The 13111-nt window shown below is 69.1% G+C and carries 13 protein-coding genes; 2 read left to right on the top strand and 11 right to left on the bottom strand.

All coding sequences use genetic code 11. From position 1 onward, the window contains the following. From FOZ70_RS13100 to FOZ70_RS13050, 11 genes are all read right to left on the bottom strand, one after another. A partial coding sequence (locus FOZ70_RS13100; protein WP_219706043.1) for an ATP-binding cassette domain-containing protein occupies positions 1 to 408 on the bottom strand: 408 nt, incomplete at its 3' end. A gap of 41 nt (positions 409 to 449) precedes the next feature. Continuing rightward, positions 450 to 1106: an amino acid ABC transporter permease gene (locus FOZ70_RS13095; RefSeq protein WP_219706041.1), complete on the bottom strand. Its 657-nt coding sequence runs from the start codon at positions 1104 to 1106 to the stop codon at positions 450 to 452. Continuing rightward, positions 1103 to 1867 carry an amino acid ABC transporter permease gene (locus tag FOZ70_RS13090; RefSeq protein ID WP_219706039.1) on the bottom strand — a complete coding sequence of 255 codons (765 nt, stop codon included), beginning with the start codon at positions 1865 to 1867 and terminating at the stop codon, positions 1103 to 1105. Before FOZ70_RS13090 ends, FOZ70_RS13095 begins: the two co-directional genes overlap by 4 nt. Positions 1868 to 1910: 43 nt before the next feature. Beyond that, complete coding sequence (locus tag FOZ70_RS13085) at positions 1911 to 2729, bottom strand: transporter substrate-binding domain-containing protein (protein ID WP_021162906.1); 819 nt, start codon at positions 2727 to 2729, stop codon at positions 1911 to 1913. 40 nt (positions 2730 to 2769) lie between these two features. Next, a complete protein-coding gene (locus FOZ70_RS13080) occupies positions 2770 to 3843 on the bottom strand; it encodes an ABC transporter ATP-binding protein (protein ID WP_219706037.1) in 1074 nt (357 codons plus the stop codon). A 40-nt stretch (positions 3844 to 3883) separates the two neighbouring features. Beyond that, complete coding sequence (locus tag FOZ70_RS13075; RefSeq protein ID WP_021162908.1) at positions 3884 to 4726, bottom strand: ABC transporter permease; 843 nt, start codon at positions 4724 to 4726, stop codon at positions 3884 to 3886. Continuing rightward, entirely contained in the window at positions 4723 to 5646 is a 924-nt protein-coding gene (locus FOZ70_RS13070; protein ID WP_021162909.1) for an ABC transporter permease, read from the bottom strand. Before FOZ70_RS13070 ends, FOZ70_RS13075 begins: the two co-directional genes overlap by 4 nt. Positions 5647 to 5650: 4 nt before the next feature. After that, entirely contained in the window at positions 5651 to 6748 is a 1098-nt protein-coding gene (locus tag FOZ70_RS13065; RefSeq protein ID WP_059622354.1) for an extracellular solute-binding protein, read from the bottom strand. 150 nt (positions 6749 to 6898) lie between these two features. Further along, positions 6899 to 8371, bottom strand: coding sequence for an aldehyde dehydrogenase family protein (locus FOZ70_RS13060; protein WP_219706035.1), 1473 nt, complete (start codon positions 8369 to 8371; stop codon positions 6899 to 6901). Beyond that, positions 8368 to 10062: a 5-guanidino-2-oxopentanoate decarboxylase gene (locus tag FOZ70_RS13055; protein ID WP_219706033.1), complete on the bottom strand. Its 1695-nt coding sequence runs from the start codon at positions 10060 to 10062 to the stop codon at positions 8368 to 8370. Before FOZ70_RS13055 ends, FOZ70_RS13060 begins: the two co-directional genes overlap by 4 nt. 230 nt (positions 10063 to 10292) lie before the next feature. Further along, positions 10293 to 11228: a LysR family transcriptional regulator gene (locus tag FOZ70_RS13050; RefSeq protein ID WP_219706031.1), complete on the bottom strand. Its 936-nt coding sequence runs from the start codon at positions 11226 to 11228 to the stop codon at positions 10293 to 10295. A 127-nt stretch (positions 11229 to 11355) separates the two neighbouring features. On the opposite strand from FOZ70_RS13050, the gene FOZ70_RS13045 reads away from it, so the two are divergent. Further along, entirely contained in the window at positions 11356 to 12000 is a 645-nt protein-coding gene (locus FOZ70_RS13045; protein ID WP_059675145.1) for a glutathione S-transferase, read from the top strand. A 36-nt stretch (positions 12001 to 12036) separates the two neighbouring features. Continuing rightward, positions 12037 to 13111: pyridoxamine 5'-phosphate oxidase family protein (locus FOZ70_RS38070; protein WP_258025620.1), on the top strand; the 1075-nt coding region annotated here is incomplete at its 3' end.

Here is a 13111-nt window from a genome sequence, read left to right as displayed (position 1 = left end):
CTGGCCCGGGAACTTGTGCGCATGCGCCTTCAGGCCGACGCGGTCGAGCAGCTTCAGGCCCTTCTCGTTCGCCTCGTCCTTGCCGCGGCCGAGCACCTTGATCTGCGCGAGCGTCAGGTTCTCGGTGATCGACAGGTGCGGGAACAGCTCGAAATGCTGGAACACCATCCCGACCTTCGAGCGCAGCTTCGACAGGTTCGTCTTCTTGTCGCCGACCGACTGGCCGTTCACGAGGATCTCGCCCTGCTGGAACGGCTCGAGGCCGTTGACGGTCTTGATCAGCGTCGACTTGCCCGAGCCCGACGGGCCGCACACGACGACCACTTCGCCTTTCCTGACCTCGGTCGTGCAGTCGGTGAGGACCTGAAACGGGCCGTACCACTTCGAAACGTTGCTGATGGAAATCATGGGGGATACCTGCATCGTAATGAGGCGCGCGCGGCGCCGGTTCAGCGTGCCTTCGCGACGCGGTAGCGGCGTTCGAGCACGCGGGCGTACCACGTCAACGGGAAGCACATCGCGAAGTAGAGCAGCGCGACCATCGCGTAGATCGGAAACGGCTTGAACACCGCATTGGTGATGATGTTGCCGGTCTTCGTGAGTTCGGTCAGCCCGATGATCGACGTCAGCGCCGTGCTCTTCACCGCCTGCACGAGAAAGCCGACGGTCGGCGCCAGCGCGATTTTCCATGCCTGCGGCCACACCGCGTAACGGAGTTGTTGCGTCCACGTCATGCCGAGGCTGGCCGCCGCGCTCCACTGGCCGCGCGGCACGGCGTCGACGCAGCCGCGCCAGATGTCGGCCAGGTACGCGCTCGCGTTCAACGTCAATACGATGGATGCGGCGGTCCACGGCGTCACGTCGATGCCGATCAGCGGCAGTCCGAAGAAACCGAGGAACAGCTGCATCAGCAACGGCGTGCCCTGAAACAGCTCGACGTAAAGGCTCACGAAGCGGCGCAGCGCCGGCACCGGCGAGATGCGCATCGCGAGCAGCGCGAACCCGGCGACGCTGCCGCCGACGAACGTGATCAGCGACAGCAGCATGGTCCAGCGCGCGGCGAGCAGCAGGTTCCACGCAATATCCTGGAAGGTGAATTCGATCATCGGGCACGCTCCGTCGGGAGGCCGGTTTCAGGGGAGCGCGCGCGCCACGTAAAGCGGGTAATGCACGAGCGACGCGGTGCGGCGGCCGCACCGTGCGGCGCGCGGCCCGCGAACAGACGGCGGCCGACGCGATTGAGCAGCATGCGCAGCGCGATCGACAGCAGCAGGTAGATCGCAGTCACGACGATGTAGATTTCGAACGCACGGAAATTGCGCGACTGGATGAAGTTCGCCGCATAGGTCAGGTCGGGCACCGAGATCTGCGACACGACGGCCGAACCGAGCATCACGATCAGCACCTGCCCGAGCAGCGCGGGGTACACGTTCGCGAGCGCCTGCGGCAGCACGACCTGACCGAACACCTGCCGGCCGTGCAGCCCGAGCGCACGTGCGGCCTGCGTTTGCCCGTGCGGAACCGATTCGATGCCGGCCCGCAGGATCTCGACCGCATACGCGCCCAGGTTGACCGTCATCGCCAGCACGGCCGCCTGCGCTTCGTCGATGTGCACGCCGATCCCGGGCAGCCCGAAGAAGATGAAGAACAGCTGGACCAGGAACGGCGTATTGCGGATCAGCTCGACGTAGGCCGCGACCAGCGCGCGTGCCCAGCGCGGGCCGGCGAGCGCGGCCCACGCGCCGGCGGTGCCGATCAGGCCGCCGAGCGCGGTGGAGGCCGCGGTGAGGCCGAGCGTCACGCCGATCCCGCGCGCGAGCATGCCGGCGTAGAGGCCGAAATCGCTGAAGTCGAACACGTAGGTCATAACAATACCTTCCGTCGTGAATGCGGGGCGGGCGCGACGCGCATCACAGGTCGGCCGGCAGTGCCGCGTGCAGCCACTTCTGCGACAGGGTGTTCAGCGTGCCGCTTTTCTTCGCGCCGGCGATCGCGTCATTGACCTTCTGCATCAGGCGCGGCTCGTTCTTGTTCAGGCCGACGTGATCGGGCGAGCTGAACAGCGAGAACTTCTGCTCCGGATCGATCGACGGATGGCGCGCGATGATCGTCGCGCCGACGTCGTTGCCGATCACGAGCAGTTGCGCTTGCCCCGACAGGAACGCCGCGATCGCGCCGTTGGGATCGTCGAAGCGCTTGATCGTCGCGTTCGGCGGCGCGACCTTGCTCACGCTCAGGTCCTCGAGCGTGCCGCGCGCGACCGCGACCGACTTGCCGGCGAGATCGGCGGTGCCTTTCACGGCGAGCGATTTCGGGCCGAATACCGCGAGATAGTACGGCGCATACGCGTTCGAGAAATCGATCACCTTCGCGCGCTCCGGCGTCTGGCCGACCGACAGCAGCATGTCGGTCTTGCGGTCGGCGAGATACGCCATTCGGTTGTCGCCGGTGACCTGCACGAGCTCGACCTTCGCGTTGAGCGCCTTGCCGATCAGCGCCGCCATGTCGATGTCGTAACCTTGCGGCTTCATGTCGGGGCCGATCGAGCCGAACGGCGGGTAGTCCTCGAACACGCCGATGCGCACGACGCCGGATTTCGCGATCGTGTCGAGTGCGTCGGCATGTGCGAGCGGCGCGATGGCGGCGAGACCCGCCGCGCAGGTGCAGACGAGGGCGGTGCGGGCGAGCAGGCGTCGCACGAGACGGTGGGCTTGGGTCGATGCGTTCATGATGGAGTCCTTGTTGCTGCGCTGGGGAAAGAACCGGAAATCAGGCGCCGCGTGCGGCGATCAGCTTGCATGCATGCGCGGGTAGCTCGGCGGCGACCGGCATGCCGACGTGCAGGTCGGGCGTTTCGCGCGGCGTCGTCGCTGCCGTCAGCGTGAAGCCGCGGCAATCGATCGTCGCCTCGATCGACGCGCCGACGTCGCGCACGAACGTGATCGTGCCGGCGAGCGTGTTCGGTGCGGACGGCGAGACCGAGGCCGCGCGCACGCACACGTCCTCGGGGCGAATCAGCAGGCGCACGGCGTCGTCCGCGCGCGGCGCGTCGGGCGCGCGCCGGATCGCGAGCCGTTGTCCGCCCGGCAGCACGATCGCGTCGTCGCCGTCGCACGCGACCGGCAGGATGTTGCCGAGGCCGATGAAATCCGCGACGAATTCGTTGACCGGATCGCGATAGATGTCGAGCGGCCGGCCGACCTGCTGGATGCGGCCTTTCTCCATTACGACGATCTCGTCGGCCATCGTCATCGCTTCGTGCTGGTCGTGCGTGACCATGATCGTCGTGATGCCGAGCCGTTGCTGGAGCAGCCGGATCTCGACCTGCATCGCCTCGCGCAGCTTCGCGTCGAGCGCCGACAGCGGCTCGTCGAGCAGCAGCAGGCGCGGAGACGAAGCGATCGCGCGTGCGATTGCGACCCGCTGGCGCTGCCCGCCCGACAGCTGCGTGACGAGCCGGTCGGCAAGGTGCGGAAGCTGGATGAGTTCCAGCAGCTCCGCGACACGCTGCGTTTGAGCCGTCCTGGCCGTCTTGCGCAGCCGCAGCGGATACGCAATGTTCTGCGCGACCGTCATGTGCGGGAACAGCGCGAGCGACTGGAACACCATGCCGAAGTCGCGCCGGTTGGCCGGCACGTGCGTGAGGTCGCGGCCGGCGAACGTGATCGTGCCCGACGTCGGCGTCTCGAGGCCGGCGATGATCCGCATCAGCGTGGTCTTGCCGCAGCCCGACGGGCCGAGAAAGCAGACGAGCTTGCCGTCCGGCACGGACAGGTCGACGTGATCCACGGCATACGCGTGGTGGAAGCGCTTCGTCACGCTCTGAAGGGTGAGCTGGGTCATGGTGAGTCCTTGGATGGGCGAGGGCGGAGTCGTGCGCGTATCAGAGCGCGACGCCCTTGTCGCCGACGAGTTTTTCGAGCATCCAGATCAGCGCGAAATCGATCGCGACGGTGAACACCGCGAAACAGAACACGGTCGGATCGAGCGACGACACGGTGCGGCTGTAGAGCCAGACCGGCAGCGTCATCGTGTCGACGCTGTACAGGAAGAACGTCACCGTGAACTCGTTGAACGACACGATGAACGCGAACAGCATGCCGGCGAGGACGCCCGGCCGCATCAGCGGCAGGACGACATCGACGAACGCGCGGCGCGGGCTCGCGCCCATCAGGCACGCGGCTTCCTCGAATTCCGGGCCGATCGATGCGACCGATGCCGCGCAGTTCTTCACGGTAAACGGCAGCGTCAGGATCACGTGCGCGACGACGAGCCGCACGAGCCCGAGTTCGACCGGCAGCGCGTTGAACACGAGCAGCAGCGCGAGGCCGAGCATGACGAGCGGATAGACGATCGGCAGCGCGACGAGCTGCTCGACGAACGTCTTGCCGCGGAAGCGATAACGCGACAGCGCGTAGGCGGCGGGTACCGAAACCGCAGTCGCGACCAGCATCGTCGCGATCGCGACGACGAGGCTCGTCGTCAGCGCGGCACCCATCGATTGCGCACTGCCGGCATCGGCGGTCACGAAGGTCTGCCAGGCGGCGCGGTACCAGTGCAGGCTGAAATCGCGCGGCGGAAATTCGAGCGTGCCCGACGAGCCGAACGACATCGTGATCATCGTCACGATCGGCAGTGCGGCGAGGCACAGCACGAGCGTCGCGAGGGTGCCGGTCGCGCGGCTCAGACGGCCGGGCAGCGGTGCTCGCGGCAGAAGGGCATTCATCGGTTCACCTCGTCACGTTGCAGGGCGCGCACGAGGCGCTGGGAAACCGCCATCACGACGAGCGTCGCGCCCATCAGCACGACACCCGAGGCCGACGCGGCCGGCCAGTTCAGCAGCGGCGCGACCTGGTCATGCACGAGCACCGCGAGCATCGGCACGCGCCGGCCGCCGAGCAGCAGCGGCACCGCGAATGCACTCGCGTTGTAGGCGAACACGAGCAGCGCGCCCGATACGAGCCCCGGCATCGCGAGCGGCAGCGTCACGTGCCGCAGCGTCTGCCAGCGCGTCGCGCCGAGCGTCGCGGCGGCTTCGTCGTACGCGCGGGACACGGCACGCAGCGCGCTCGACAGCGGCAGCACGGCGAGCGGGAATGCGGTCTGGATCAGCCCGAGCAGCACGCCGTGTTCGCGGTACAGCAGCTGCAGTGGCCGTTCGATGACGCCGGCCGCCAGCAGCGAGCGGTTGAGCAGGCCCGCCGGGCCGAGCATCACGAGCCAGCCGTAACCCTGCAGCAGCAGGTTGACGAGCAGCGGCAGCAGCACGCCGGCAAGCATGAGCCGCCGCGCGAGCCGCGATTCGGCGCGCGCCATCGCCAGCGCGACCGGGATCGCGAGCAGCACCGCGCATACCATGCTCTGGAACGCGAGGCGCAGCGTGAGCCACAGCGAGTGCATGAAGTACGGGTCGGCGAGATCGGCGTAGTTCTGCAGCGTGAACGTGCGCCATTCGTCGCCCGGCGTACCGACGCTCATCCGCAGCACGGTGAGCGTTGCCGCCGCGAGCACCGCGAGGAATGCGAGGATCGGCGCAAGCAGCAGCCACGCCGGCACGCCGGGCCGCGCGGCAGCGGCGGCCGAAGCGCCGCCGGCCGGGCCGGCGGCGACGGGTTCCGCGTGACGGGAGGAAGGCAGCGAGGCCATGTCGTCAGGCCGCGAAGAGGCTGGTATAGCGCTTGATCCACGCCGGCTGAACGACGGCGAGCGCCTTGTCGTCGTGGAGGATGGCCTTCTCCGCGATCTGCTGCGGCGACGGCACGAATGCGCGGCTTTCCGCCGGGATCACGGCCTTCGAATTCACCGGCCCGTTCAGCACGTCCGCCGCCATCCGGCCCTGCACGCCCGCGTCGAGCGTGTGGTTGATGAACGCATGGATCAGGTCGAGGTCGCCCGGGTGCGCTTTCGGAATCACCGTGAACATCAGTTGCGTCGCGAAGCCTTCCTTCATCCCGTACGTCACGCCCATCTTGTAGTCGGGCTTGCGGATCTGGTCCGGGAAGAACGCGGGCGAATAGATACCGCCGATGTCGAGCGAGCCGGTGCGGAACAGGTCGGCGACCTGGTTCGGGTTTTCGCCGAGCGTCATCACACGATCCTTGAGCGCCGCGAGCTTGCGGAAGCCCGGCTCGATGTTCTGCTGCGAACCGCCGGCCAGCTTCGCGGCGACGATCGCGAGATCGACCGCCTCGGCCCACTCCGGCGGCGGAAGAAACAGGCGCCCCGCATATTTCGGATCCCACAGCGCTTCGTAGCTCGCCGGTGCGGTCTTGACGGTCGACGTGTTGTAGATCAGCCCGTCCGACCACAGCAGGTAGCCGACACCGAACCCGTTTGCGCCCGTGCGGTACTGTGGCGCGACGTCCTTCAGGTTCGGCAGCCGGTTCAGGTCCGGCTTCGCGAGCAGGCCTGCATCGGCGAGGCCGGCCGCACCGACGCCGGCCAGCGTGATCACGTCGTAGGTCGGCCGCTCGCCGGCAGCCTTGACCTTCGCGACCATGCCCGACGTGCCGTCCGCGCGGTCGGCGATCACGCGTGCGCCGGTCTGCTTGCTGAACGTTTCCGCGATGTTGCGCAGCGCGGCCGCACCGGTATCGTCAGACCACGTGAGGATGCGCAGCGTCTTGCCTGCGAAGCTGCTCGTCTGTGCCTTCGCAGTACTGATGAACGGCATCGGAAGGGCGGATGCGGCGAGTGCCGTGCCGAGGGTTTTGATCACCTGCCTTCTGCCCGCCTTGAAGTGTTGCATGGCCGTCTCCTGATGAACGATGCCGGGTGGTTCGATGCCGGTCGCCGAACGGCGGCGCGGGGTGTGGATGAACTGTAGGGAGGTCAAATTTCCGCAACAAACGAAATATCCGCATGCGCGGCATGACATAAACGCATGGGCCGGACGGCCTCAGCGGGCCGGCATCATGACCTGCTTGATCTCCTGGAATGCGGCCAGCCCGAACGGGCCGAGCTCGCGTCCGACGCTGCTGCGCTTGTAGCCGCCCCATGAGGTTTGCGGATAGATCAGTTGCGGCGTGTTGATCCACACGACGCCTGCTTCGAGCGCATCGGCGACCCGCTTGCCGCGTGCCGCGTCGCGCGTGACGACGGTCGCGACGAGCCCGTATTCGGTATCGTTGGCGGCCGCGATCGCGTCGTACTCGGAATCGAACGTGCGGACGCACAGCACCGGCCCGAAGATTTCGTCGCGCCATAGCGGGCTGTCGGCCGGTACGTCGGCGAACAGCGCGGGCCGGATGAAGTAACCGGGGCCGGCGGGCACGTCGCCGCCCGTCACGAGCCGCGCGCCGTCGGCGCGGCCTTGCGCGATGTGGCGCTTCACGCGTTCGTATTGCGCGCGGTTCGTCAGCGGGCCCATCTGCACGCCCGGCGCGAACGGCGGGCCGACGACGGTCGCGTCGATCCGCCGCGCGAGGCGTGCGATCAGGTCGTCGGCGAGCGGCGCGGCGACGAGCACCCGCGAGGTCGCCGAACACATCTGCCCCGCGTTGAACAGGCCGCCGCCCGCGATCAGTTCGACCGCGTGGTCGGGATCGGCGTCGTCGAACACGACGATCGACGACTTGCCGCCGAGTTCGAGGCCGACGCCCTTGATCGTGTCCGCGGCCGTTTTCATGACCTGCGCGCCGACCGCCGTGCTGCCGGTAAACGACACCTTCGCGACGAGCGGATGCGCGCACAGCCGGGCACCGACGTCGGGGCCGGTGCCCGTCACGACGTTCAGCACGCCTGGCGGCAGGCCCGCTGCGGCGGCGATCGCGACGAGTTCGAGTTCCGGCAGCGGCGTGATCTCGGACGGCTTCAGCACGACGGTACAGCCGGCCGCGAGCGCGGGCGCGAGCTTCCACGCGGTCGTCACCATCGGGAAATTCCACGGCACGATCAGCGCGGCGACGCCGGCCGGTTCGCGCCGGATCCATGCGCGGTGGTCGTCGCCGGGCAGCGCGACCTCGGTTTCGCCGTCGGTGTCGATGCGTTCCGCGAGGCTGGCGTAGTAGTCGAACGTGGCGATCACGTCGGCGACGTCGATCTCCGCTTCGGCGAACGGCTTGCCGTTATTGAACGACTGCAGCGTCGCGAGCCGTGTGCGGTGCGTGTCGACGCCGCGCGCGATCGCGCGGAGCAGGGCCGCGCGCGCGGCACCCGTCGTGCGTTTCCAGCCGGGAAACGCGCGGGCCGCGGCCTGGACGGCGCGCTCGACGTCCGCGCTGCCGCCGGCAGCCACATGCGCGAGGACCGCTTCAGTCGACGGATCGACGATCGGCAACGTGGCGCCGTCGGTGCCGGACCCCCACGCGCCGGCGATGAAAAGCCCGGTACGCAGCGGCGGATCAAAGTGGAAATCGGGGGCCCGACTCATCGCTGCACCTGCTCGAACCATGTCGCTTCGTCGATCTCGATCACGGTCGGGATCGCGCGCGCGACGGCGTCGCGCAACGTGGCCGCCAGTGCGTCGGGCGTCGCGGCCGCGTGCGCCGCGCAGCCGAAGCCGCGCGCGAGCGCCAGGAAATCGGGCGTGTACGGATCGACGCCGATCGGCGTGATGTCGCGCGCGACCATGTATTTGCGGATCTCGCCGTAGCCGCGGTTGTTCCAGACGATCACGATCACCGGCACGCGGGCCTCGACCGCGCTCGCGAGCTCCGGCAACGTGAACTGCAGGCCGCCGTCGCCGATCAGGCAGACGACCGGGCGTGCGGGTGCGGCGAGTTTCGCGCCGATCGCGGCGGGCAGCCCGTAGCCGAGCGTGCCGTAGCCGGTAGACGAGTTGAACCAGCTGCGCGGTGCGTGCGCGTCGTGGGTGAAATTACCGACGTACACGGGGCTCGTCGAATCGCCGGCGACGATGACGCCAGGCAGCGCCGCGACGATCGTGTCGATCAGCCGCGCCTGCGCGCGCGCCGGGCCGTCGTGGCCCGACGCGATCGCGGCGCGCACGGCGGCCACGCGCGCCGCGCCCCAGCCGGCTTCGGGGGGCGTCGTCGGTTTTTCGTGCAGGCGGGTCGACAGCGCGCCGAGCGCCAGCCGCGAATCGCCGGCGATGGCGATCTCCGCGCGGGCATTGCGCATCAGCTGCTGCGCATCGATGTCGATGCGAATCAGCCGGCCATCGATCGCGAAGCCGCCGTCGAACGTGACGTCGTAATCCGTTTCGCCGAGCTCGGTGCCGACGGCGAGCACCACGTCGGCGTCGCGGATCGTCGCGCGGGTGGCGGGCAGCGATTGCGTGGAGCCGATCAGCAACGGATGGCCGGCCGGCAGCAGACCCTTCGCGTTGATCGTCAGCGCGACCGGCGCGTGCAGGCGTTCGGCGAGCTCGCGCAATTCGGCCGCCGCATGCACGGCGCCGCCGCCCGCCAGGATCAGCGGCCGGCGCGCATGGGCGAGCAGGTCCGCGGCCGCCGCGAGCGCGCCGGCGTCCGGTGCGGGGCGGGCGGGCAGCGCGGGTGTCGCGGCGGGCAGCGCGGGCGCCGGCATCACGATCACGTCGAGCGGAATCTCGATGTGCACGGGCCGCGGCCGTGCGCTTTCGAAAACCGCGAACGCGCGCGCGAGCACCTGCGGCAGATCGGCCGCGTCGAGCAGCGTGTGCGAGAACGCGGTGAGTCCCGCGAAGACTTCACGCTGCGACGGCAGCTCGTGCAGGCGGCCGTCGCCGCCGCCGAGCTCGCGCCGAGCGTTGACGCTCGAGATCACCAGCATCGGGATCGAATCCGCGTAGGCCTGTGCCATCGCGGTCGCGATATTGGTCATGCCCGGCCCGGTGATGATGAAGCAGACGCCCGGCCGGCCCGTGACGCGCGCGTAGCCGTCGGCCATGAAGCCGGCCCCCTGTTCGTGGCGCGGCGTCACATGGCGGATCGACGACTCGGCGAGCCCGCGATACAGCTCGACGGTATGCACGCCGGGAATGCCGAACACGCATTCGACGCCATAACGTTCGAGCAGGTCGACGAGTGCTTCGCCGCAGGTGCGGGGACGGGCAAGGAACGGTGCCGGCGCGGCCGTGCGGGCCTCGGCGATGCAGGAGAGGGAGACTGGATGGTTCATGGATCGTGACGTGCCGATTGGGAGGGGGAGTGGCCCGTACCGCAAACGAGAGGGCATGCAGCGGATTGTCGGCGTCGATCCGGGGCGCCAACAATCGATTAGTTTTCATGCCGCGCATGAGCGCCTTGCATGGCGATGCGTGGTCGCGAGGATGTCGCGATACATCGGAGGAATGGAATGCGCGGGCCGGCAACGGCGCGGCGCGCAGCCGCAACGGAATTCGGCGGGCGCTAGCGTTCGTGTTTCGTCTTGCGTGCCGGCCGCGTGTCGTCGATCCTCTGCTTCATCGCATCGATGAACGCCCGCACTTTCGGCGAAGGCAGCCGCGTCGACGGATACACCGCGTGAATCCCGGCCGGCGCCGAACGCCACGCGGGCAGCAGCCGCACGAGCCGGCCGGCCGTGAGGTCGTCGGCGGTCGAAAAGTCCGTCAGCAGCCCAAAGCCGCCGCCCGCGAGCACGATCGCCCGGCACGCGGTGGCGGTGTTCGACACGACGTGCGCGACACAGCGCACCGAAGCGGTGCCGCCGTTCGCGTCTTCGAGTTCGAGCGTATGCGGGCGCGGCAGCGTCGACAGCATCACGAACGGCAGCGCGGCGAGCGCATCGGTATCCTGCGGCCGCCCGTGGCGCGCGACGAATGCGGGGCTCGCGACCAGCCATTTCTCGTAGGTGCCGAGCTGCACCGCGCGATAGTTCGAATCGGGGAGGCGGCCGATGCGGATCGCGACGTCGAGGTTGTCCGCGACGAGATCGACGACGCGGTCGTTCGCGACGAGTTCGACGTCGAGGCCCGGATGCCGGTCGCGCAACGCGACGACGGCAGGCGCGACGACCAGCGCGCCGTAGTCGATCGGCACGCTCACGCGCAGCGTGCCGCGCAGCGGCCCCGCGTCGGACGACACCGCGTCGAGCGCGCTTTCGGCGGCGCGCACGATGTCGCGGCACGCGTCGTAGAACGCCCGCCCGGCGTCGGTCACGCTCAGCCGCCGCGTGGTGCGCACCAGCAGGTTCGCGCCGACCTCGGACTCGAGGCGCTGCATGTGCGTGCTGACGGCCGTCTTCGCCAGGCCGAGCCGCTCGGCCGCGGCCGTCAGCGAGCCGGCGTCGACCACCGCGACGAAGACCGCCAGCCGGTTCAGGTTCACGTCGCGCAGATCGGCCATCGTCGATTGTCCTATGGGAGCGGATAATGTTTCCACGATTATCCGTCTTCTGGCGACGAACGGCGAGCGCTACGCTGCAGGTGTTCGTCGCCGATCCCCGGCGGCGCGAGATTCCGGAGTGTTTTCCATGTCTGCCGTCCGCAAGCCTGCTTCGCCGATTCGCGTCTACTCGTTCCTGCTGTCCGGGCATGCGCATCGCGTCCGGTTGTTCCTGTCGCTGCTCGGCCTGCCTTCGCAGACCGTCGACGTCGATCTCGCGGCCGGCGCACAGCGCGAGCCGGCGTTCCTCGCGCTCAATCCGCTCGGGCAGGTGCCCGTGATCGACGACGGCGGCACGGTGATCGCCGATTCGAACGCGATCCTCGTGTACCTCGCGAAGCGCTACGGCGACGCGCACTGGCTGCCCGACGACCCGGCCGGCGCGGCCGTCGTGCAGCGCTGGCTCTCGTATGCGGCCGGGCCGATCGCAACGGGGCCGGCTGCCGCGCGGCTCGTGACCGTGTTCGGCGCGAAGCTCGACCACGAAGCGGCCAAGCGTACGGCCGCGAAAGTGCTCGACGTGATCGATCGCGAGCTGGCCGGCAAGCCGTTCGCGGCCGGTGCGCAGCCGACGATCGCGGACGTCGCCGCGTACTCGTACATCGCGCACGCGCCGGAAGGCGGCGTGTCGCTCGAACCGTATCCGCACGTGCGTGCGTGGCTGGCACGTGTCGAGGCGCTGCCGGGCTTCGTTGCGATGCCGACGACACGCGCCGGCCTGCTTGCCGCGTAACGCCCACCGAAGCCGCGCCTGCCCACGGAGAACGCGATGAACACCCCGACCACCGTCGTACCGGGCTGGGAACTCGATACCGCGCCGTTTCACGCGGGAGAGCTCGCCGTGCAGCAGCGCGCGGGCGTGACGGAGGCCGCGGGTTCGGCCGGCCGCCGCGGGATCCGGCGTTTCATGCCGGACCAGCATCGGACGTTCTTCGCGCAACTGCCGTTCTTCGTGCTGGGCGGCGTCGATGGGAACGGCCAGCCGTGGGCGACGCTGCGGGCCGGCGCGCCGGGGTTCGTGACGTCGCCGGACCCGCGTACGCTGCGCATCGCGGCGCGCGCGTTGCCGGGCGATCCGCTGGACGGCGCGTGGCAGCCGGGCGCGCCGCTCGGCGGGCTCGGGATCGAATTCGATACGCGGCGGCGCAATCGTGTCAACGGCGTCGTGCGCGCGGTCGACGGCGATGCGCTGACGATCGCGGTCGAGCAGAGCTTCGGCAACTGCGCGAAGTACATCCAGGGACGCAAGCCGACGTTCGTCGCCCGGGAAGCCGGCGCGTCCGCCGGGCCTGACGTATCGGACGCGTTGAACGACGCCGATCGAGCGCTGCTTGCGCAGGCCGATACGTTCTTCGTCGCGAGCGCGAACACGTCGACCGACGCGGGCGCTGCGCGTGGCGCGGATGTGTCGCATCGCGGCGGGATGCCGGGCTTCGTGCGCGTCGACGATGCGCATACGCTGACGACGCCGGATTTCAGCGGCAACCGCTTCTTCAACACGCTCGGCAACCTGCAGCACGATCCGCGCGCGGGGCTGCTGTTCGTCGATTTCGACAACGGCGACCTGCTGGTTGTGGCCGCGCGGGCCGAGATCGTGTGGGACGGGCCGCTCGTCGCGTCGTTCGACGGCGCGCAGCGGGTCGTGCGGTTCCATGTGCGGGAAGTGCGGCGCATGCGCGCAGTGTTGCCGTTCCGGTGGTCGGCGGTCGAACGTGCGCCGCAGTTCGCGGCGATGGCGGCAGGCGCGGGTGCGGCGGGCGGGTTGGTGCAGACTTCAACCGCATCGGTCATCGCACCCGCACTCGCACCCGCATCAGAATCACTATCGGCATCGGCATCGGCAT

This window comes from Burkholderia sp. COPS, from assembly GCF_019425585.1.
Classification (GTDB): domain Bacteria; phylum Pseudomonadota; class Gammaproteobacteria; order Burkholderiales; family Burkholderiaceae; genus Burkholderia; species Burkholderia cepacia.
This window is presented reverse-complemented; position numbering and strand designations above follow the sequence as displayed.